Annotated in this window: 19 protein-coding genes; 6 read left to right on the top strand and 13 right to left on the bottom strand. The window is 69.4% G+C overall.

Going from position 1 to position 21521, the window contains the following annotated elements:
• Nucleotides 1–53: 53 nt before the first annotated feature.
• On the bottom strand, nt 54–650 hold the full coding sequence (locus tag OHT77_RS42695) for a non-oxidative hydroxyarylic acid decarboxylases subunit B (protein ID WP_328833755.1): 597 nt from the start codon (nt 648–650) through the stop codon (nt 54–56).
• Nucleotides 651–737: 87 nt separating this feature from the next.
• Here OHT77_RS42695 and OHT77_RS42690 point away from each other — a divergent pair, with 87 nt between their 5' ends.
• Entirely contained in the window at nt 738–1604 is an 867-nt protein-coding gene (locus OHT77_RS42690; RefSeq protein WP_328833754.1) for a helix-turn-helix domain-containing protein, read from the top strand.
• A 289-nt stretch (nt 1605–1893) separates the two neighbouring features.
• Here the strand turns inward: OHT77_RS42690 and OHT77_RS42685 are convergent, their stop codons facing one another.
• Nucleotides 1894–2529: a hypothetical protein gene (locus tag OHT77_RS42685; RefSeq protein ID WP_328833753.1), complete on the bottom strand. Its 636-nt coding sequence runs from the start codon at nt 2527–2529 to the stop codon at nt 1894–1896.
• A 346-nt stretch (nt 2530–2875) separates the two neighbouring features.
• Between OHT77_RS42685 and OHT77_RS42680 the strand changes: the two genes are divergently transcribed.
• Nucleotides 2876–3316 (top strand): hypothetical protein, encoded by a 441-nt coding sequence (locus tag OHT77_RS42680; RefSeq protein ID WP_328833752.1) that lies wholly within the window; start codon nt 2876–2878, stop codon nt 3314–3316.
• Between the two features lie 156 nt (nt 3317–3472).
• Here OHT77_RS42680 and OHT77_RS42675 read toward each other — a convergent pair whose 3' ends face one another.
• On the bottom strand, nt 3473–3805 hold the full coding sequence (locus tag OHT77_RS42675; protein ID WP_328833751.1) for a hypothetical protein: 333 nt from the start codon (nt 3803–3805) through the stop codon (nt 3473–3475).
• Nucleotides 3802–3933: a hypothetical protein gene (locus tag OHT77_RS42670; protein WP_328833750.1), complete on the bottom strand. Its 132-nt coding sequence runs from the start codon at nt 3931–3933 to the stop codon at nt 3802–3804. Before OHT77_RS42670 ends, OHT77_RS42675 begins: the two co-directional genes overlap by 4 nt.
• Before the next feature lie 316 nt (nt 3934–4249).
• On the opposite strand from OHT77_RS42670, the gene OHT77_RS42665 reads away from it, so the two are divergent.
• From OHT77_RS42665 to OHT77_RS42655, 3 genes are all read left to right on the top strand, one after another.
• Nucleotides 4250–4963 carry a nucleotidyltransferase domain-containing protein gene (locus OHT77_RS42665; protein ID WP_328833749.1) on the top strand — a complete coding sequence of 238 codons (714 nt, stop codon included), beginning with the start codon at nt 4250–4252 and terminating at the stop codon, nt 4961–4963.
• 228 nt (nt 4964–5191) lie between these two features.
• On the top strand, nt 5192–6499 hold the full coding sequence (locus OHT77_RS42660; RefSeq protein ID WP_328833748.1) for a DUF6348 family protein: 1308 nt from the start codon (nt 5192–5194) through the stop codon (nt 6497–6499).
• Between the two features lie 706 nt (nt 6500–7205).
• On the top strand, nt 7206–7352 hold the full coding sequence (locus OHT77_RS42655; RefSeq protein ID WP_328833747.1) for a hypothetical protein: 147 nt from the start codon (nt 7206–7208) through the stop codon (nt 7350–7352).
• Nucleotides 7353–7590: 238 nt separating this feature from the next.
• Here OHT77_RS42655 and OHT77_RS42650 read toward each other — a convergent pair whose 3' ends face one another.
• From OHT77_RS42650 to OHT77_RS42630, 5 genes are all read right to left on the bottom strand, one after another.
• A complete protein-coding gene (locus OHT77_RS42650; protein WP_328833746.1) occupies nt 7591–8484 on the bottom strand; it encodes a lasso peptide biosynthesis B2 protein in 894 nt (297 codons plus the stop codon).
• Nucleotides 8481–10292 carry an albusnodin/ikarugamycin family macrolactam cyclase gene (locus tag OHT77_RS42645; RefSeq protein ID WP_328833745.1) on the bottom strand — a complete coding sequence of 604 codons (1812 nt, stop codon included), beginning with the start codon at nt 10290–10292 and terminating at the stop codon, nt 8481–8483. Before OHT77_RS42645 ends, OHT77_RS42650 begins: the two co-directional genes overlap by 4 nt.
• 107 nt (nt 10293–10399) lie before the next feature.
• On the bottom strand, nt 10400–10603 hold the full coding sequence (locus OHT77_RS42640) for a lasso RiPP family leader peptide-containing protein (RefSeq protein ID WP_328833744.1): 204 nt from the start codon (nt 10601–10603) through the stop codon (nt 10400–10402).
• A 392-nt stretch (nt 10604–10995) separates the two neighbouring features.
• Nucleotides 10996–12189, bottom strand: coding sequence for an ROK family transcriptional regulator (locus tag OHT77_RS42635; RefSeq protein WP_328833743.1), 1194 nt, complete (start codon nt 12187–12189; stop codon nt 10996–10998).
• A 480-nt stretch (nt 12190–12669) separates the two neighbouring features.
• Entirely contained in the window at nt 12670–14127 is a 1458-nt protein-coding gene (locus OHT77_RS42630) for an MFS transporter (RefSeq protein WP_328833742.1), read from the bottom strand.
• Nucleotides 14128–14303: 176 nt separating this feature from the next.
• On the opposite strand from OHT77_RS42630, the gene OHT77_RS42625 reads away from it, so the two are divergent.
• Nucleotides 14304–14759, top strand: coding sequence for a MarR family winged helix-turn-helix transcriptional regulator (locus OHT77_RS42625; protein WP_328833741.1), 456 nt, complete (start codon nt 14304–14306; stop codon nt 14757–14759).
• A gap of 106 nt (nt 14760–14865) precedes the next feature.
• On the opposite strand, the gene OHT77_RS42620 is transcribed toward OHT77_RS42625, so the two are convergent.
• From OHT77_RS42620 to OHT77_RS42605, 4 genes are all read right to left on the bottom strand, one after another.
• The gene (locus OHT77_RS42620; protein ID WP_328833740.1) at nt 14866–15792 is read right to left on the bottom strand and encodes a hypothetical protein; all 927 of its coding nucleotides are present in this window, start codon (nt 15790–15792) and stop codon (nt 14866–14868) included.
• A 198-nt stretch (nt 15793–15990) separates the two neighbouring features.
• Nucleotides 15991–17469 (bottom strand): alpha-amylase, encoded by a 1479-nt coding sequence (locus tag OHT77_RS42615; RefSeq protein WP_328833739.1) that lies wholly within the window; start codon nt 17467–17469, stop codon nt 15991–15993.
• On the bottom strand, nt 17466–20186 hold the full coding sequence (locus OHT77_RS42610) for an MGH1-like glycoside hydrolase domain-containing protein (RefSeq protein WP_328833738.1): 2721 nt from the start codon (nt 20184–20186) through the stop codon (nt 17466–17468). Before OHT77_RS42610 ends, OHT77_RS42615 begins: the two co-directional genes overlap by 4 nt.
• A gap of 101 nt (nt 20187–20287) precedes the next feature.
• Nucleotides 20288–21469, bottom strand: coding sequence for an MFS transporter (locus tag OHT77_RS42605; protein WP_328833737.1), 1182 nt, complete (start codon nt 21467–21469; stop codon nt 20288–20290).
• Nucleotides 21470–21521: the final 52 nt, after the last annotated feature.

Below are 21521 nucleotides of genomic sequence, written 5' to 3'. Positions count from 1 at the left end.
AAGGGGCGTGTGGCGCAAGGGATTTAGGGCGTTCGGATGTAACTGGTGGTGGGTCAGGCGGCCGGGTGGATGCGGGCGTCGCGGGCGGGTCGCATGCCTTCCCAGCGCTTGGCGGCCGGGGCGGGCAGGTCGAGCTGGTCGAGGACGCGGGAGGTGATGTGGGTGACGATGTCGTCGACCGTCGCGGGGTGGTTGTAGAAAGCGGGCATCGGCGGCACGATGCGGACGCCCTTGCGCGCGAGGTCGAGCATGTTCTCCAGGTGGATCTCGCTCAGGGGGGTCTCGCGCGGTACGAGGACCAGCGGGCGGCGTTCCTTGAGGATCACGTCGGCGGCCCGGCCGATCAGCCCGTCGGCGTAGCCGGTGCGGATGCCGGCCAGGGTCTTCATGGAGCAGGGCACGATGACCATGCCGTCGGTGCGGAACGAGCCGGAGGCGATGGTGGCGCCCTGGTCCTCGGGGCCGTGGACGACGTCCGCCAGCCCTGCGACCTCGCGGGCGGTGCGCCCCGTCTCCAGCTCGACGGTGGTCCGGGCCCACCGGCTGAGGACGAGATGGGTCTCCACCTCCGGCAGCTCGGCGAGCTGCTCCAGCAGCCGGACACCGAGGACGGCACCGGTCGCTCCGGTCATCCCCACGATCAGTCGCACGTCGTCAGCTCCTTGCCCGGTTCGGTCTCTGTGACGTCGACCGTAGGAGCGGTTCGGGGCCCGGCAAGGGTAGGCTCGGGACTCACCATGGGAAAAAACGGTCAGCCTGAGATCACGGACGTGCCGTACCGGCCGTCGCTCGCCGCACCCATCGGGATGGACGTCGTGGACTTCACCGAGCTGCTGGCGCGCGGTGAGCGGCGCGGCATCGACCTGTCGGCGCCGCAGCGCCCGGACTTCCACCACCTGATCCATGTCACCGAGGGGACGCTGCGGCACCGGGTGGACTTCACGGACTGCGTGGTGGAGGAGGGCGGCTGGCTGTGGGTCAGTTCGGGGCAGGTGCACCAGTACGTCCCCGCCGACCTGACGACGGCCCGGGGCACGATCGTCATCTGGCAGCCCGGCTTCGTCCTGGCCGATCCCCCCTTCGACCAGTCACCCCTGCTCCCGACGGGCCCGCACGCGCGAGCGGCACGCCTGACACTCCGTCACCTCACCTACGAGTACGCCGACTTGGCCTCGCTCCCCCTCGACGCCCACCTCCAGACCCTCCGCATGCTCCTCTCCGTCCTCCTGCTGCGCCTCTCGCACGTCCGCCCGGACCCGGTGTCGTCCGCCCCGGCCGACGACACGTTCCGCCGCTACAGCGCCGCGCTGGAACGGGACTTCCGCAGCAGCCACCGCGTCGCCGACTACGCCGCCGCCCTCGGCTACAGCCCGCGCACCCTCACCCGCGCGACCCTCACGGCCACCGGCGCGACCGCCAAGCAGTACCTCGACGCCCGCATCCTCCTGGAGGCCAAACGCCTCCTCGTCCACACCGACGCCACGGCCGCGGACATCTCCCGCACCCTCGGCTTCACCGAGCCGACCGACTTCGCGAAGTTCTTCCGCAAGCGGGACGGCCGTACGCCGCTGGAGTTCCGGGCGGTGGCGCGCGGACAGGGATGACTCACGCCAACAACAGGGGTCGGGGAAGCGGGAGTTCAGGGCGGGCGAGACCGCCTCTCAGCGTGACGTGTTCCAGCGCAAGGTGCGGAGCGCGCAGGCGCTGCGGGTCGTCGAGGACACCCTTGAGGCACTGATCCTGGGCGACTGGCGGCTCGGCCACTGGAAGGACGAGGACCGAGCATGCCCAAGGTCGCCGGTTGACCGTGGTGAGCGAGGCCGAGCACCGGGCGGTGGAGCGGGTTCACGGGGAGTCCGTGACGATGATCGAGGGGGTGACGGACCGTTCGGGTCAGTGGTGGTCGACGTAGGTGACGAGTCCGCCGATGGTCAGGCCCAACGCGAGTCCGCGGCAGAAGGCCTCGTGGCTCATGCCCGCGGTGTGCTGGGCGGCGCTCATCGCATACGGTGCGCGGATCCCCAGCTCCACGCCGCACAGGACCACGACGTAGCCGAGACGCAGGGCGGCGGCTGTCCACTCGGGGTCGTGCGGGACACAGATCCGGGAGTAGATCTCACCGTCGGGCGTCCGCAGTTCCAGCCGGGAGTCGGTGGGTATGTAGCTCCGCGCCAGATGCGGCTGTTGCTCGGGTAGTTCGTGCAGCTCCCATCCGGGGATCGAGTACAGGTCGGAGATCTCGGGCGGCAGGCGCCTCATGCCGAACAGGATGGCGCCTTCGAGCTGCGGTTCCTCGGGTACGTCGTCGGGCGAGGCTCTCTTCGGCAGGATGTACCCGAAGTAGCCCACGCCCACGGCCCGCCTGAACTCGAAGAGGGCGGTGGGCATGGGGCGCATCTGCGCGGGACCGAGGGCGACCGCGCCTTCCCCGGTCTCCAGACCCGTCAGCACACCGAGCTGCAGGGCGGGGTCGTCGCTGAACAGGATCCGCCCGTTGTCGTCGAGCTCTTCGTCCTGATGATGGCTCATCTTCTGCAGCCCTCCGCTTGGTTACCGCTCCGCGTCCGCGAATCAGACGGCTGGATGTTGAACCATCCTATTGAAGGATCGTTGAACAATCCATACCTTGGAACGCGTGCACCACCAGGCCGACGGTCTCGTCGAGAGCAGGGGTGAGGGTGAGCGCGAAGGAACCAGACACAGGTCGGCGAGACGTGGGCCGACGGGTGCTGGTGGGTGTCGTGAGCACCGGCGGAGCGTTGGCGCTGTGGGCGATCGTGCGACTGGTCGTACGCACGGCTTTCGTCACGCACGCCCAGTGGATCGAGGTGCTGTGCGCGCTGGTGCTTCTCCTCGCCTGGGGATGTGCTGGCGCTTGGACATCCGGTGGCTGCTGTGTGCGGCGTGCCTTGTCGGGGTGCTGTTCCTGCAGGACCGGGAGCTGGCTCAGCAGGCACTGCACCAGCACGGGCGTACCGAACACGTCAGGGTCCGACAGATCCAGTGGTCCGCCGGCGACGGCATGGACGCGAGCGTGCACATCTACACGGTCACCGTTGTCGACGGCCCGCCGATGGCCCCGATCGAGGAGAGTGGGCTCATGCGCTGGAAGTGGGTGGTGGGCGGCACTTACACGGTGACCGTCGACCCGCAGGGCACCGCCCCACTCAGGCGGGGAGGCAGGCCCGGGCCGCCGGTGATCCAACAGTTGCTGCAGATCCCCCTCATCCTCGGCCTGACCTCCGCCCTCTGGCAGCCCTCTGGACGGCTTCTGCGCCGACGACGCGTTCCATCAACGCGATCTGCCCAGGCATAGGGGGCTGCGCTTGAGCGGCACCGGGACCACGCCAAGCCCAGCACCTTCGCCTGGCGCCCTAAGCGGTGCCGCCCGAACTACCCACCCACGCCCACACCTTGAGCTGACGCGTAGTGACGCAGCGCCTCTTCCACCGCCGAACCGACCAACTCCGTTTCATTGCGCTGCAGTTCGAGCTGATCGGGGTGGGTGAGCAAGGCGTGGACGGTCGCGGAGGAGTCCCTCGGAGGTGAGGGGGGACTCGACACCGGGTTCACGAGCCGTGGCGACCAAGTCGCTGAGCAGGTCGGCCTCTTGAGCGCCGCGCTTCCGGTGGATCAGGTCGGCCAGGTAGGCGCCCAGGGCTCCCGCCGCCGAGGCTCCGGCCTGGGGCGACGCGGGCATCACGAGTTCGTTCGACCAGGCGCGGAACACCGTACGGTCTGCCTCCGGCACCCCGAACAGCTCGCAGATCACCGTGACCGGCAACGGCAGCGCGTATCCGCTCACCAGGTCGGCCGTCCCCGCTGCCGGGAGTTGGCGAGCAGATCGGCGGCGATCTCCACGATGCGCGGCCGGAGCGCGGCGATCCGCGCGGGCGTGAAGTGGCCTGCGACCAGCCGGCGTAGCCCTGGCATCACCAGTAGGTGAAGCCGCCCGGTGATCGAGCAGGTCCTCCGTGATGCCGCCGATGCCCTGTGGGGAAGGCCGAGCTGCGAATCGCCGCCCCATGCCGGGCACACCAGCCGGATCTCGCCCCTGCACCGCCGGTAGTGCGGGCAAGTGCCGCATTCCCATGCGCACTTGTACCGCAAAGACCGCGGATTCCACCGTCGGTGAGCACGGGTCCTCATGGGCGATCATGAGCACAGTTCCGATCCCGGAGGCGTACGAGTGCCACTTCCCGTGCGGGGCCGCGCTTCGGAGTCCGTGGAACCACGGCAGAGTATGGGCATGGACGTACTCGATCTTGCCCGAGCTCTTGTTCTGGAGCGCCACCCCGACGCCCGTGCCGCGTTCCTCGGCGGCAGTGTCCTGACGAGCCGGCGCACCGCCCGGTCCGACCTGGACGTCGTCGTCCTGCTCGACGGCCCGCCCGCCCCGTACCGTCAGAGCCTGCGGTACGGGAACTGGCCGGTGGAGTTGTTCGTGCACACCGAAGACTCCTGGCACAGCTTCGTGACCCCGGAGATCGTGCAGCGGAACTCGCCCCTGTTGTGGATGTGCGCCGATGGTGTGCTGCTGCTCGACGCCGACGGGACAGGAGCCCGGATCGCGGACACGGCGAAACGCCTCGCGGCCGCAGGCCCTCCCCCGGTCACCGACTCGGCACTCGAAGACGCCCGGTACGCGCTGACGGACCTGCTCGACGACTTCGCCGCCTGTACGGATGCGGGGGAACGGCTGTTCGTCGTGGCCGAACTCGTACGGCGGACCGGCGAGTTGGCGCTGCTGACCCACGGCGCGTGGCTCGGCGGCGGCAAGTGGCTGGCCCGGCGCCTCGAACCTGTCGCGCCAGACCTGGCCGCGCGCCTGGACGAGACGGCGCAAGCCGCCCTGCGCGGAGTGTCAGAGGGCCTCACCTCGCTCGTCACAGAGGTCCTCGACACGGCGGGAGGCCCGGTCTGGGAGGGATACCGCCGCAGCGGACCGCGTAAGACGGCCTGATCGCGTCGCGCCCAAGAACGGTCCGTTGGGCGGTTCGGGGAACTTCGGGGCGACAGCGTCTTCGGTGGATGCGGCCACGAGGACATGCAGGCCGCGTACGACGGTTCGGCTGACGATGCCCCGACCGGAGTGCCCGGGCAGGCCCGAGAGTCTCCCGTCACCGGCGGGAGTCCGCGCAACCGCACATCCGAGCGCTGTCCGGTCGGCCGGGCTCAGTACCATCCACGGGTGTCATGGATACGACGTCATAAGCGCAAAGAGGAGCCGTCGGCGAAGCGGCTGCCCGATCTGGAGTTCCTCGCGCTGGTCAAAACCGGGCTCGAAGAGATCGCGCCAGGAGTGACACAGGGCGCCCAGCTCAAGGGCAACTCGTTGATCAGCCCGCAGGGTTGGGCCGCGGCCGTCGCCCCGCCCCACCACGGGGGTGGCCACCACTACGACCTCGTCGCGCTGCCCGACGTCAGCCTCCAGCCGGACGTACCGTGCTTCATGGACTGCGTCGTGTCGATGTCCGCCGATCCGCAGGACGCGGCGAATACATGGGTGCAGACGGCGGGCGTCTGCCTGCTGGAACTCCTGGACCGCCGCGCACACTTCGCAGACCACACCGACCCCGACGACGAACGCGGCGTACCCGGCTGGCACACGATCACGTCAGGCGTGGTCGGTCTCGGAAGCAACGTCGACGAGAACAGGCGGCTGCAGCGCGCGCTGCTCGAAGCGAACGTGCTCCACCAGGTCGCGGACTCGTTCGCCGCCGACCTGGAATCGCCCTTCTTCAACGGCGTCAAAGTCTTCTACGGCGGTCGCCCAGGCGCGATGCAGGCCGAAATCCGCGTCAACGGTGAGCGCCACGAGGCAGCTTCGGCGGCCTTGACGGCGCTCGGGCTGCCCGAGCCGACGACATTCACAGCGGTGCGGTTCTACGCGCTGCTGCTTCCGGTACCAGCGGGCAGCAGCGAACCGAGCTACCCGACGACCCCACTCGATCTCGCGTCTGCCTCGGTGCAGGTCAAGGCCCACACCCACGGCGCCGCCTGCGCATGCGGCGGCCACCTCGACCCGGAGCACCCCGGCTTCGACCTGGCCCTGCCCCACCTGGTCGCCGAGCTCTCAGAGGCGGAGCGCAGGCGCCGCGTGAAGTCCGACACGGGCGCGATCATCATCGCGGAAGGCGTCGGCAACTTCCTCAAGGTCCGCCTCCCGATCCGTCTCGACGACGGCCGCACGGTGGTCTACCTCGCCTGGATCTACCTCCAGGCAGCCGTGATCGACGACTTCGTGCAGCGGGTCCGCGACGACAACCTGGACGGCCATCGCTTCGAGGGCCTGCTGTGCAACGCCATCGGCCCCTGGGGCAAGGACGTCCTGCGCGCCCCCGTCGTCCTCGGCGGCCAACGGATCAACGAGGACGGCTCGGTCCACCACAGCGAGGTCCTGGAGTCCAGCGACCCCTTGCTCAGCAAGGTGCTGACGGAGACTTGGCCCGCTGCCTTCGTCCTCGGCGACCGCTTTCCCCACCCCGCGTCGAACTGAGGCGCCAGACCGGCCCGAACCCGCCTGCACGGCTCCCCTTCTCGGTTCGCAACGCAAGGTAGACGATCAAGTGGCGCAAGGTTCCTCCCCGGTACTCGTGGGTCGGCGCCGCGGCGAGGCTGATCGCAGGCGGCGGACGCCGCGTAAAGACCTCGTCTGGTGGTCCGCGGGTCCGCAACTGGACACGCCCCACCTGCAGACCTGCGAGACATGTGACTTGCGTCACACCCAGGCGGGTTCGGGGGTACTGGCTCGTACGTGAAAACGGCGTCGACGCGAGGCATGCACCGCGTTATTCGATGAGGGCGAGGGGTGCTCACTCGCCGTTTGCCTTCGAATCGAGCACTGGGCGTGCCCTGGTGGGGCTGGAGTGAAGGAAGGCTTGCTGACGGTTCGGTAGTGCGCGACGACCTGCCTCCGTAGTGCCCGCCGAGGTGGCGCCAGGGGCGGAGAGCGGTCTCAATCTTCGGTTCACATCGCGACGGCGTTCATGACTCGCTGCAGATAGGCGAATTGAATTGTGGTGCGGAGTGGATTCCCTTGGACTGGGGCTCGTGAGGCGCGTGGGGGTGCGTCAAAGGCCATTGTCTTGCGGCGCGTTGACGGGAACACTGTTCTTCACGCGGAGTCGCTGCCGCATTCCCGAATTTCCGGGGACCGGCGTCGACGCGTGGAGAAGGTGAGGTGAAGTCAAATGAGTATGAAGATGACGATGACCACTCGCTGTTCGGTCTCTGTGCACTGGCGGCACGTGCGAGTGGTCATCATCGTCATGGTCCTCGTGTTCCTGAGTGTGATGACTCACGGAGACGGTGACATGACGCTGGTCGACGCGCTGTTGTCGCGCGTCTGAGGGGCGAGCAGGTCCCTCCCAAGGGGGCGGTTGCCGGGAGACCGGTGACCGCCCCTTCGCTTTGTCAGGCTAGCGCACAAAGTCTGCCCGATGAAGGGGAATCTGCTCGAATTCTCCTCGGCGCTCTTGGAACTATCCAGTAGGAGACCCAGCAGGCGTCAGGCGTGTGCGAATTGAACACGGCGGCAAGAAGAGGCTGTGGAGGGGCCTAGTTCCCGCAGCCGGTTCGTCCAACTAATCAGCTCACGGAGAGGACACGGCGGAATTCGGTGTTGCCGTACTCGTCAGGTGAGGCGATGGCGACTCCCTGCGCCTCCACCCACGCGTGGAAACGGTAGGGGTCGTCCGCCGTGCCGATGCACCACACCCCCCGCCTGCGGGTCAGGGCCAGGACCCCGAGCGTGGCCAGGGACAACTCCAGGCAGGCGGCGCGTCCGGGGTACCACCAGGCTGCCCGCCGCACCGCCGCGAGGGAGGCGGAGGCCTGCTCCGGCGTGGCCTCCCGCCGGCACCACGTGCGCGCGGTCCAGGTCACCGTACGGGAGACGTTTCTCAACGGCAGCCGGATCAGCAGCAGGGCGCCGAGGAGTGCGAACAGGCCGAGCACCGCAGTCACGGCGCCGCGAAGGGAGCGGTCGCCTTCGTCCCACACAGGTTCAGCTGCCATGGTCATCTGGGCTGCGTCCAGGGGCACTTCGGTGGCGGGCGGAACGTCGCGCTGCGGTGGGGCGTGCGAGGCGGATCGGCGGCTGTCCGGACGCCGGCCCGCGGTCAACGTTGCACGCTCTGCCGTTGGAAGCGGAGCGTCGGCCGCCGGGTACGGGTATGTGCGTTGTCCTGCCGCGGGAGGCGTCCGGCTCGGGGCGTGCACGGTGAGGAGGCCAAGGCTGATCAGGTTGTCGGCGAGGCGGCAGGCGTCCTCTCGGATCCGGTCGTGCTGCAGGTCCGGGTAACGGCCGGCCAACACCAGCACCGCGGAGTCGAAGTTCCCGCTGCGGTGCCATTCCTGCCAGAGGGTGTGAGCCATGGAGTTCATCGCGAAGCAGTGACCTGACCGCACGTCCAGCAGCACGCTGCCACCGTGCGGTGAGGCACTCTCGCGGACGTACTCGGACACGCTCAGCCGTGTCATGGCCGCTCCTGTCCGCAGCCGTCGGCCCTCAGCCACAAGTCCGCGCCGAGCAGGCGGTTGAGCGCTGGGAAAGGTGCGGGCAGACCCGCGACCGCCTGTTCGACCGAGGCGACCACCCGCGAGGGTTCGATGATTCCGAGTTCGGCCAGCGGGGATCGGTGGATCCGTGCTCGGATCTGTGTCGCTGAGCGGCGGGCGCCGCGGTAGTTCTCGGCCGCGTAGTCGCCCTTGGTCCTGCGCCGCAGTACGGGGTCGGGGACCAGGCCGGTCAGGGCGGCCGCGAGCAGTGGCTTGGCGGTGAACGGGTCGATCCGGTGCGGAAGCGGGAGGCGTGTGCAGGCCCGTACGACCTCGCTGTCCAGGAAGGGAGCGTGCGGCCAGATGCCGAACGCCCGGGCCGTGGAGGCGAACTGAGCCTGCGTGGCGGCGGAGGCGCGCAGCTCGCACAGGACTGCCCGGGTGCCCGGTGTCGCGGGGGCTGAAGGGGATGTGGAGCCGGCCGATCGGGCACGCTCCTCGGCCAGTTCGGCCAGCTGCCGCCGTGCCCTGATGGTCAGCCAGGCCGTCTCCGGTCCCGGGGCCGGCCACCAGGCAACCGCGTCCACCCACTGTGGCGGGTGGTCCAGGGGTTCGTCGAGACGGGAGGCGAGTTCGCTCATCGCCTGGTGCAGGGGGGTGTGTGCAAGCCGTCTGGCCCTCAGGATGACGTCTGCCGGGGAGAGTTGACGTATGCGGGCCAGTGCGCGCCCGTCGCTCAGGAGCCGGCGCAGTCCGACTGTGGCCGCGATGTCACCGAGATAGGAGGGGGGCGCGGCCAGTAGTGCGTCGCCGCCCTCACCGGTCAGGTGAATACCGGGGCCGCCGCGCGCGATGTGGTCCAGTCGCAGCCGCTGTCGGGCGCCGATGACTGCCGCCGGGTCGGGCTGATCCGCGAAGCCGTGCTCGGGCACGCCGCCGTAGGGCAGGGAGTCCTCACCGCCACGGGTTACGGCGAGCCGGATCGATTGGGCCCGCTCGGCGTGGGCCAGGGCGTGGTCGAGATCCCCGGCAGGTGCGTCGGGGTGGTGGTAGACGAAGGCATCCAGGGGCGGTCGACCGGTTGCGCGGGCGGCCAGGAAGGCCAGAGAGGTGGAGTCCAGACCGCCGCTGAAGTCCGAAGTGATCCGTGGGGCGCCGTCGGTGCGCAGGGTGACAGCGTGCGTAAGTGCTGACCGTAACTCGGCTGCGCTGTCGTCGAACCGCGTTCCGGGGTCGGGGGCGAGGTCCTCGTACGTCCAGTGGGTGCAGCTGCCGGAGGGAGCGACTCTCAGTGCCTGGCCCCCGCCCAGCCGGCTGATTCCGTCGTACGCGGTGCGCCCTTCCGTGAGTTCGGGAACCGCGGGGCAGACGATGTGCGCGGCGAGCGCGGCCCGGTCGGGCCGGCCGGCTGCTCCGGACAGGGCCGCCGCGGTCCTCGCTCGGGTGGACAGGACCGTGTTTTGGCCGTGGCGCCCGTAGTAGAGGGAAAACTGCCCCGCCGGGTCGGCATACGCGGTGAGGTGGCCGTCGTCTTGGAGCAGGATGAGCAGGTAGGCGCCGGGCCATCGGGTCAGACGTTCCCAGCGGCCGTCCTGCACAGCCCGCCGCAGGTCATGACGCATCGTCACTTCGTCGGCGAGGCACTGGCCGACGGCGGCCACCCGGGCGCGTGCGCACGCTACGGTGCGGACCTCACCGGGGTGCCAGGAACCCCAGGACCAGAGCAGGGTTTCGCCTGGCCACAGCCGGGTGGCTCCACTCGGCGCCGGGGCAGGTGCCGGCGACAGCACACCCGCGACGGTGGGCCCGTCGGGAGGGGGAAGGACAGGAGACGGGCAACGCAGGTCAGTGGCTGCGGCGGGGGCCGCAGGTCGAGGCATGACAGCTGTCCGGAATATCAGTAGTAGTACTGGGCATTGGCATCGGCACTCCCGTTGGGGGAACTGCCCAATGTCACCTCACGGACATGGCCCAGGTCGACCACCATCGGTGGTTCGTAGGCGGCCGGTTCCTCGGGAGACGGTACAGCCCCGGCCTTCACCGCTTGTCGCGGATATCCGAAATCCTCGTGCGGGGATACGGCAATGGGCTCGTAGGTCATGAGACCGCCTCGGGTCAGGGGCATCAGCTGCCCCGGAAAAGGATCGGAACGGAAAAGACGCGCGCCGGTAGTCCCGGCGTCGTCGGGGCAAAAGTGTAGCGATGCTCGCGCCCCTCCAGGTGCCGAACCGGCCCACGATCGCAGGTGCTCCGGCCTGGTCGTTCCCGCCGCTGTCATCTAGTGGCAGAAGAGTTTCCGGTCTCGCCAACGGGTCCACTGACGGAAGGTTGGCTCATTCGATAGACCGCGCTCACTCATTTGAACGAGTGCGGCAGTGACATCGGGTCCTCGGCGTCATATCGAAGAAGAGAGGTGCTCGCGCGGCATGTTCGCCATCGAGCGTCTCGGTAAGCGCCCTCGGCGGGTGAGATACGAGGTCGACAGTCGGGTGTCTAGGTGTTGTTGGCCGCGTGCTCCATGCCGCGAAGGCCGAGGATCAAAGCGCCCTGGGCTTCGGCCCGGGTGTCCAGTTCGCTGAGGTCGATGACGAACTTGGAGTCCTCGGCGACCGCGCCGGGCAGCGCGAAACGGCGCAGGGACTCTTTGCAGCCCTCCAGCAGCAGCGGACTCTGGGCGAGCTGCCCACCGATGACGACGAGGTCGGGGTTGAGCAGGTTGCACAGTTGGGCCAGGGACTGCCCCAGGCGTCGGCCGGCGTCGTGGATCACCCGCATGCAGACCGCGTCCTGTGTCTGGGCGGCTCTGATGACCTGTTCCAGCGTCTCCGGTGCGGGCACACTGTTGCGGGCCCGCGCGGCACGCACCTGCGCGATCAGGGCCTCGGCGCCGATCACCGTCTCCAGGCAGCCGCGTCCACCGCACTGACAGACCGCACCGTCCGGGTCCACGGTGAGGTGACCCAGTTCCCCTGCCATGCCGCCGTGGCCCCGCAGCACGCTGTTGTGCACGATGATGCCGGCGCCGACACCCGTCGACGCCTTCACGTAGACCACCGTTTCCGCGTTTTCCCGTGTGCCGTAGGTCTGTTCGGCCAACGCGCCGAGGTTGGCGTCGTTGTCGATGAAAGCACGCACGCCCAGCCACTCGCCCAGGTCTTTCGCCGGATCGTCGCCCGCCCGCCAGGGCGGCAGGATCGGCGGCGTGAAGCCGCCGGTGCGCGGGTTGATCATCCGGGGTACGGCGATGCCGAGGGAGAACACGTCGGAGCGGTTCCGCCCCGTTCCTTCGATCGCCTCATCGATCATCTGCCTGACCTCGGGCAGAGCTCGGGACCAGCTCCTGCTGACGCCCTCCGAGCTGACCCGCGAGGTCACCTGGTCGAATTCCTTGTCGAGTCTGCGGGCGACCACGGTCATGTGGTTGAACCCGAGGTGCACGCCCACGCCTACATCGTTCACGCCTGAGAGGCAGACCTTGCCGCGCTCTTTGGCGGTGGGCACGAGGCCGGCCTCCGCGAGTTCACGGACCGCGGCCGACACGGTGGCCTGCGAGAGCAGGGTGCGGTGCGCGATGTCGGCCTGGGTGCCGGATTTGATCGCCACGGCGAGAAGGACCTTCCTGCGGTTGGCCGCCCGGGTGGGGCCGGCCACGGGCAGTCGACCTAAGAGATCGTCCTCGTTCGCCATTGGTCCCCCATCCCCCGATACCCGCATCTCGATTTTTTAGATCGAAGAGGAAATAATACCAGCCGAGCCTTCAATTCGAACCGGCTTCAGCTTCGAATAGTTGAGTGGTAGTGGGGACCTGAGGGGATTCGGAGCGCCACCATTTTGCGAAGGCGATCTCTACAGAGGTCCATAATTGGCTGAAATTGTCTATACAAGGTCGTTGCTGTTGGCATTTTCGATCAGTGCGCTCATCTAATCGTGACCCCGGCCTTGACGCCTGGCCCCCAGCTCCCCTCCCCGCTCTCACCGCAACCCAGCTCAACGACGCACTCCAGCGCCTCGGCCCGCAGCACTGACCCGACCACGGCCGACTCACCGCAAAAGCCGCGCCCCGCATAGGGAGTTGACATCAGGACAGCACACTGCCCGACCCCGCGAACCGGTCCAACGGTCCCTCGGTGCCGGGCAGTTCGACCCCGCGTGTTCGCTACGGTCGGGTCAGGACTCGACCCCGGCGTCTTCGAGCGCCACGACCGGCTGCGCCTTCTCCTCGTCCGCCGCGGTCTGCCGTACGGCGGGGATCGCCGCCGCGACCAGCGCCGCGAGCAGTGCGACGCCGCCGCCGATGATCAGGCCCGTACGGAAGCCGCCTTCGGAGGTGAAGGTGTAGCCGTTCGCCGTGGTGGTCATCTGGGCGAGGACCACGCCGATCACCGCGGCGCCGATCGAGGTGCCGAGGGAGCGCATGAGGGTGTTGAAGCCGTTCGCCGCGGCGGTCTCGGAGAGCGGGACCGAGCTCATGATGAGGGCGGGCATCGCGCCGTAGGCGAGGCCGACGCCGCTGTTGATGACGATGCAGACGACCATGAGGCCCCACGCGGAGCTCATCAGGCCCATCGACAGGGCGTAGCCGGCGGTGATGACCAGGACGCCGCTGATCAGGGTGAACTTCGGGCCGCGGGCGTTGGTGAGCTTCCCGCCGAGCGGGGAGACGATCATCATCATGATGCCGCCGGGCGCCATCCAGAGGCCGGACGCGAGCATCGACTGACCCAGGCCGTAGCCGGTGGCCTCGGGGAACTGGAGCAGCTGCGGGACCACCAGCATGCTGGAGTACATGCCGACGCCGACGAAGACCGAGGCGATGTTGGTGATGAGGACGCGGGGGCGGGCCGTGGTCCGCAGGTCGATCAACGGGTCACTGGTGCGCAGCTCCCAGACGCCCCAGGCCAGGAAGGCCACGATCGCGACGGCGAACAGGCCGAGCACGGTGGCCGAACCCCAGCCCCAGTCGGCGCCCTTGGAGATGCCGAGCAGCAGGCAGACGAGGCCGACGGCGAGGCCGAGGGCGCCGGGCGCGTCGAAGCGCTGACCCTTGGCGGCGGCCGGTACGTCCGGGATCAGGAACCAGATCAGCGCGGCGACCACGATGGCGAGTGCGGCCGAACCCCAGAACAGGGCACGCCAGTTGGCGTACTGCGCGATGGCCGCGGCGATCGGCAGGCCGAGGCCGCCGCCGATGCCCATGGACGCGCTGACCAGGGCGATGGAGGGGCTGAGCCGCTCCTGCGGTACGACGTCCCGCAGCAGGGCGATGCCGAGCGGGACCATGCCCATGCCCATGCCCTGCAGTCCGCGGCCCACGATCATCGGGACGACGGATGAGGAGAGCGCGCAGACCACCGAGCCCACGATGAGCGGGACGGAGCAGGCGAGCAGCATGCGGCGCTTGCCCACCAGGTCGCCGAGGCGACCGACGACCGGCACGCAGACCGCGGCCACCAGCAGTGTGGCGGTGATCACCCACGCGGCGTTCGAGGACGAAGTGTGCAGCATCTCCGGCAGGTCGGCGATGAGCGGGGTGACCAGCGTCTGCATGATCGCCGCGGTGGTGCCGGCGAAGGCCAGCGTGGCGACCACGCCGCCTGCGCGGGCTGAAGGCTGGGGGGCGTCCATGACGGGACTCCTCGGCATGTCTGTTCGGTCGGGACGTGAACGAATATGCATCGTACACATCGTATGTATCGGCCATGCCATCTGGCTGATGCATACGGTCGTGGGAGGATGGGCCGTGCCGCCCCGAGCGCAGGACACGGTGGCGGCGTCGGCAGGAAGCAGGAGGCAGCGGACCGATGGACAGGCGCACGCGCGAGATCGAGTACGAGCAGATGCTCCTGAGCCGGCACGGGCTTCTGTCGCACAAGGGCGGGCGCCGCAAGGACGGTGTGCTGGAGCGCAGCGCCTACATCCTGCTGAGCCGGATCCGCATCCAAGGCCCCATGTCCATCGGCGAGTTGAGCGACGCCTTCGGTCTCGACACGTCCACCCTCAACCGGCAGACGGCGGCCGCCATGCGCTCCGGACTGGTCGACCGCATCCCGGACCCGCAGGGCGGCATGGCCCGCAAGTTCCGCATCACGGACCTGGGCGCGCGGATGCTCGACGAGGAACGCGAGGGTCTCGTCCAGTCCCTGGACCAGATCATGGACGCCTGGTCGGACGAGGACATCGACGCCTTCGCTGCCTTTCTACGACGCTTCAACACCGACATCGAACGGCTCGGCGGGCGTCCTTGGCCGCGGCCGTGAGTGATGGCCGGAGGCGGGTGAACCCGGCCCGCCGACAGCACACGTGAGCCCCGCCCCGTGTCAACTCACGGGGCGGGGCGGTCAGTTCACGCAGGAGGTGCCTGGGTCAGGACGAGCGGCGGGTCCGACTGGCCATGTACACCACACCGCCACCGAGGGCGATCACCAGGGCCGCACCGCCGGCGATGAGGCCGACCGGCGCGTTCGAACCGGTCTCCGCCAGCGGCTGGTTGCCACCGTTCGGCGTCGCCTTCGGAGTGGGCGAGGGCGACGACTTCAGCGGCGGCACGTGCGCGGAGGTGGGAGGCGTCGTCGACGGCTTGGGGCTGGCCGGCGGGGTCGACTCCTCGGCGGGAGGCGTGCTGTCGGCCGGGGTCGACGGCGTCGCGGGCGGCGCCGAGGCGGGCTGCGTCGGCGTCGGGGTGGGCGACTCCGGGGTGCCGGTGGTGCACTCCTTGTCGCCACCGTTCCAGGCGGCTATCAGGTGGTACGGCGTCATGATGTTGTCGGGCTCGTACGGCAGCGGGCCGTGGCCCTCGCCCGTGCCGCCGTCGTATGTGACGTCGTCGCCGTACAGGTCGATCTGGCCGTAGCAGTCAGGGGACTTGACCTTCAGCTGCTGCCAGGTGTGCTGGGCGTCGTCCGCGCCGGCGACGTCCTTCGCGGTGAGGTAGACCGTGGCCTTGTCGACCATGGTCTGATGGCCGGAGGTGTACCAGTTGGGGCCCTCGGCGGTGTACTCGGCGAGCGAGACGGGGTACTTGCAGCTGTCCCCGACGCTCTGGTCGGGAGCGAGCCGGACCTCGACGGTGCCCGGGACGGTGTCCCACTGGAGGAACCCGCCCTGCGAGGTCCAGTCCGCGCCCACGACGTTTCCGTCAGCGCCGACGATGCGGTACTGCACGGTGGCGGACTGGCAGCCGCCGCTCTCGGCGGCGTTCGCCGGACCGGCTGCGAGCACGGGCGCGGCGGCCGCGACGAACGCGGTGGCGGCGAGGGCGGACAGGGATCTGAGATGGTGCGAACGTGACAAAGTGAGCCTCGAAGAATGGTGAAAGGTGTGGGAGGTGGCAGAGCGCGAGCGGCGGGCACACTGAAGGAAACGATCGATGGCGTGCGCTACCGGACCGCTCGCGACGCTTCGCTCAGCGTAGACACGGCGAAGCAAGCCGAATTCTTGTCACCTTTCACAACTCCCGTCAATCCTTCACCAGTTGGCCACAGGTCAAGATCAGGGCAGCACGGTCACAAGATGCCAGCGCAGCGCCTCCAGCGCGACGAACAAGCCCGGGTCGACGAGTTCGTCACCGTCGCGCTCGTAGGTCATGTCGCCCAGCAGTTCGGCGAGTTGGCGCGTGCCGCCGCGCAGATCGGGCCACGGGAGGCGGACCCGGCCCTGTGCGGGCTGTTCGGAGAGGTTCACGACGACGAGGTGGCGGCCGGACGCGGTGGTCCAGGACCAGGCGACCAGGTTCTCGTGGGTGGGGTTGTCCGGCCAGCCCGTGCAGTCGAGGAGCTGCCACTCCCCCTCCGTACGCAGGCCTGAGGAGGCGACGACGGCGAGCAACTGGTGCTGGAACGCCTGGAGTTCCTTGTCGACGGGCTCCTCCGGGCGCCGGGCGAGGAAGACCGGCGGGCGCACCCGTCGCCCCTCGAACTGGCCCTCGTGCCAGAGCGTCGCGCCGGGCAGGGTGGCGATGGTGACGGCCGCCGCGCGTTCCCGCTCGGGTGACAGCGTGGCGGCGGCCCTGGGTTCGTCGTGGTTCTCCAGGAAGCGGACCAGACCGCGCTGGTAGCCGACGTCGGCCTGGAGGTGGCCGCGCACCGACTCCGCGTCCTCGTGCAGCAGCCGGTCGTAGAGCCGCTTGTCGTAGCAGTGGTCGAACCCCTGTTGTTGCAAGGCCCATTCGAGGTCCCAGTACGCCTCGGCGACGAAGAGGAAGTCGGGGTGGCGTTCGCGGACCTTGGGGATCGTGTACGGCCAGAAGTCCTCGGCCGGTGCCGTGCCGGCCCGTTCGCCCCAGGTCTTCGTGAAGACGTCGGTCATCAGCAGCATGGCCATGTCGCAGCGGACGCCGTCGGCCTGGTCGGCGATCGAGGCGAGGGTGTCGACGGCGGCCGTGCGCAACTCCTCGCTGAACGCGTTGAGTTGGACGACGTCGGGCCAGGGCGCGAAGTACGGGTCGCGGCCCCGGGCGAACACCTTGCCGCCGGCTTCGAGGAAGGCGGCGGGGTCGCGGGCCAGGTCGTCCTGAGTGCCCTGGATGAGACAGCCGGGGCGTTCGGTCAGCCAGGGGTGGTCGGGGGCCACATGATTGGGGACGTAGTCGAGGATCAACCGGACGCCACGGGAGGCGAGTCGGGCGCGGGCCGCCGCCAGTCCCGCCGGGCCGCCGAGGGACGCGTCCACGACGTAGTCGCGGACGCAGTACGGCGATCCGACGACGTCCTCCGGGCGGAGGTCGGGCAGCGCGGCCCGGAATGACGCCTGGAGGGCTTCGTCGCGCAGGGCGATCTCCAGTCCGGCCGGGCTGCGTTCCCACACACCCATCAGCCAGACGGCGTCGACGCCCGGGAGGGCGACCTCGTCCCAGGCGGGATCCGGGACCTCGCCGAGGGTGAGGGTGCGGCCGTAACGCGTGCTCAACTCCCCCAGCCAGATCAGGGTGTTGATCTCGTAGATCACCGGGTGCTCGGGCCAGGCCGTCATGACAGGGGCTCCTCTCGGTCGCCGGTCGGGCGGAGGCTCTCGCGGCCCCGCGTCGACCACTCCTGGTCGCCCAGGGTGTGGAAGAGGGTGGCGGTGACCGCGGACAGGCCGGTCCAGCCGGTCTGGTGGGAGGCGCCGAGGCCGGCGCCGTTGTCGCCGTGGAAGTACTCGTAGAAGAGGATCAGGTCCTTCCAGTGCGGGTCCTTGGCGAACTTGGCCTGGGCGCCGTGCACCGGCCGGTGCCCGTCGGCGTCGCTGAGGAAGGTGGCGGTGAGCCGGTCGGAGATCTCGCGGGCGACCTCGTAGAGAGTGAGCTGTCGGCCCGAGCCGGTCGGGCACTCGACGGTGAACTCCGGGCCGTGGAAGGCGTGCAGGTTCAACAGGGCGCGGATCAGCAGCAGGTTGACCGGGAACCACACGGGGCCGCGCCAGTTGGAGTTGCCTCCGAACATCCCGGAGTCGGACTCGGCGGGCAGATAGCCGACGCCGTACGACTCCCCGTGCACCTCGAAGGTGTACGGGTGCTCGGCGTGGTGGCGGGAGAGGGAGCGGATGCCGTGCGGGCCGAGGAACTCGCCCTCGTCGAGCATGCGGGACAGGATGCGGCGCAGCCGGTCCTCGCCGAACAGGGCGAACAGATAGCGGCCGTCGGCGTTCGGGCCCAGCGCCTCGTGCGAGGAGATGGTCGCCTCCACGGCCGGGTGGCGTTCCATGAACTCCCGTGCCCCCGAGACCAGTTCAGGGAAGCGCCGGTCCGCCCAGCCGCCGACCAGGCTGGTGGCCGCGAGGGGGATCAGGCCGACGAGGGAGCGCACTTTGAGCCGGGTCGCCGTGCCGTCGGGCAGCCGCAGCACGTCGTAGAAGAAGCCGTCCTCCTCGTCCCACAGGCTCGCGTTGTCGGCGCCGATGCGGTTCATGGCGACGGCGATCCACGCGAAGTGCTCGAACAGGGACTGGGCCTGCTCGACGTAGACGGAGTTGTCGACCGCCAGCTCTATGGCGATCTCCAGGAGGTTCTGGCAGTACAGCGCCATCCACGCGGTGCCGTCGGCCTGGTCGAGGTGGCCGCCGGTGGGGAGCGGGGCGCTGCGGTCGAAGACGCCGATGTTGTCGAGGCCGAGGAAGCCGCCCTGGAAGACGTTGTTGCCGTCGGTGTCCTTGCGGTTGAGCCACCAGCTGAAGTTCTTCATCAGCTTCTGGAAGGCGTTCTCCAGGAAGGCGCGGTCGGCCTTGCCGGTGCGGTGTTTCTCCAGCTCGTAGAGGAACAGGGTGGCCCAGGCGTGGACGGGCGGGTTGACGTCGCCGAAGTTCCATTCGTACGCCGGGATCTGGCCGTTCGGGTGGAGGTAGAGGCGGCGCAGCAGCAGGTCCAACTGGCCCTTGGCGAAGGTGAGATCGACCATCGACAGGGCGACGGTGTGGAAGGCGAGGTCCCAGGCCGCGAACCACGGGTACTCCCAGGTGTCCGGCATCGACATGATCTCGTCGTTGACCATGTGGTACCAGTTGCTGTTCCGCACCCGGGGGTCGGAGGCGAGCGGGTCGAGGCCGTGCTCGGAGAGCCAGCGCTCGACGTCGAGGTAGTAGTACTGCTTGCTCCACAGCATCCCGGCCAACGCCTGCCGCACCAGGCGTCGTTCGTCGGCGGGCGTGTCGGGGGTGGTGACGCCGTCGTAGAACTCGTCCGCCTCCGCGCGCCGTTGGGTCATGACCGCGTCGAAGTCGCCCGTCCAGTCGGGCAGTTCGGCGGCGGTGAGGCGGAGGCGGACGGTGGCGCTCTGGCCGGCCGGGACGGTGAGCACGTGGTGGACGGCGGCCTTGGTGCCGGTCCGGTCGGGGTTGACGGCTCCGGTCTCTCCGCCGACGACATGCCGGTCGATGGCGTCCTTGACGTACGGGGAGGCGTTCGGACTGCCGAAGATCTTCTCGTTGTTGGTGTCGTTCTCGGTGAACAAGGTCTCCGCGTCCGCGTCGCAGTACAGCCAGCGCGGGCCCAACTCCTCGTGGTCGGCGCGGAGATGGCCGTCGGGTTGCTGCTGGATGGAGGGTACGGCGGTACCGCCCGCCCAGGACCAGGTGTGCCGGAACCACAGGGTCGGCAGCAGGTGCAGGGGTGCCTCGTCGGGGCCGCGGTTGTGCGCGGTGATCTCGATCAGCAGATCGTCGGGGCCGGCCTTGGCGTACTCGACGAACACGTCGAAGTAGCGGTCCTCGTCGAAGATGCCGGTGTCGAGGAGTTCGTACTCGAAGTCACCGCGCCCACGCGCCCTGTTGGTGGCCTTGAGGTCCTCGTACGGGAACTCCGACTGCGGGTATTTGTAGAGGTACTTCATGTACGAGTGGGTGGGTGTGCTGTCGAGGTAGAAGTAGTACTCCTTGACGTCCTCGCCGTGGTTTCCCTCGGAGTTGGTGAGGCCGAACATCCGCTCCTTGAGGATCGGGTCGCGGCCGTTCCACAGGGCGAGCGCGAAGCACAGCCGCTGTTTGTCGTCGCTGACGCCCGCGATGCCGTCCTCGCCCCAGCGGTAGGCGCGGGAGCGGGCCTGGTCGTGGGTGAAGTACGACCAGGCGTCGCCGTTCTCGCTGTAGTCCTCCCGTACGGTCCCCCACTGGCGCTCGCTCAGATAGGGACCCCAACGGCGCCAGGGCACCCCGGAATCGTCCGCCTCGGCCAGCCGTCGCCGCTCGGCATCCGGTGTGTCGCCGCTCGTCCCCATCGCGTGTCCTCCTCGTGGCCCGGCACCTCCGACAAGACTCCGGTGTCTTGCGCGCGACGGCAACGGATACCGGGCCGGTCCCGCGGATGGTCCCCTCGCGTTCATCTCCGGGTCCGGGCGGAGTGCGCGAGGACCGCGGCGACGGCCAGCAGCAACGCCGCTGCCGCCGCGACCGGCGCCACCAGGAACGCGCCCGCGCTGCCGTGCCTGTCGGCGAGGTATCCGGCGAGTGCCTGCCCGGTCGCGGTGCCGAGCGGGCCGCCCGCGCACAGGATCGTCAGGGCGACGGTCGCCCGGTCGGCGGGCGCGAGGCGTTCGGTGAGGGCGTAGAGGCTGATCAGGTACGGCGCCACGGTCACTCCGGCGACGGCCATGGCGGCGGGGAGTACCTGCCGCCGCTCTCCTGCGACCAGAGTCAGCGTGCCCAGCAGCAGTGTCGCCGCGAAGGTCACGTACCGGCGGCGGAGGCCGAAGCGCGCGGGGAGCCAGGCGCAAGCGGCGCCAGCCATCGCGCTGCCGATGCCGAAGACGGCGTAGAGGAGTCCGGCGCTGCCCGGGTGACCGCTCTCGTTGGAGTAGGCGGTGACGCCGGTCTGTACGGCGCCGAATACCGCGCCCATCGCGGCCATGGCGAGGCACATCGCGGCAAGTGGCAGGCGGGGCAGGGGAGTTCGCGGCGTGCGCGTGCCCGTGCGGTCCTCGGTGCTCCCCTGGGTCAGGGACAGGGCGAAGGGCACGGTGGCCAGGAGGAGAAGGGCGATGGCGGCCACGGTCGGTGCTGTCGGGCCGAGGGTGGTGAGGAGTCCGACGAGAGCGGGTCCGGCGACGAAGCTGATCTCGTCGGCGGTCGCCTCGTAGGAGAAGGCGGTCGGTATGAGGTCGGGCCGGGCGCGGGCGTGCAGCAGGCGTGACCAGTGGACCCGTACGAGGGGGCCGATCGGGGGTTGGGTGAGGCCGGACAGGGCGGCGGCGGTCAGCATGCTCGCGCGGCCGGTGTGGCTCGCCGCGACGAGGGCGGTGAGGGCGGCGGCGTTGACGAGTGCGGTGAGTGTCCCGACGAGGCGGTGGCCGTGGCGGTCGGCCAGGGTTCCGGCGACGGGGGCGCCGAGCGCGTTGGCGATGCCCTGGGCCGCCGCGGCGAGTCCGGCGAAGGCGTAGCTGCCGGAGGCGGCGTGGACGAGGACGAGGGTCGCGAGCGACGAGGTCGCGTAGGGAAGGCGGGCCAGGAAGCCCAGCGGGAAGAAGGCCGCGCCGGGCACACGCAGCAGGGATCGGTACGCCATCGGCGTCTCCAATGAGCACGTCGGAGAGACGCGCTACCCCTGCCTCGCACGC

It is taken from the genome of Streptomyces sp. NBC_00252 (assembly GCF_036187565.1).
GTDB lineage: Bacteria > Actinomycetota > Actinomycetes > Streptomycetales > Streptomycetaceae > Streptomyces.
The sequence above is the reverse complement of the archived record's forward strand: the minus strand, read 5'-3'. Positions and strand labels throughout refer to the sequence as shown.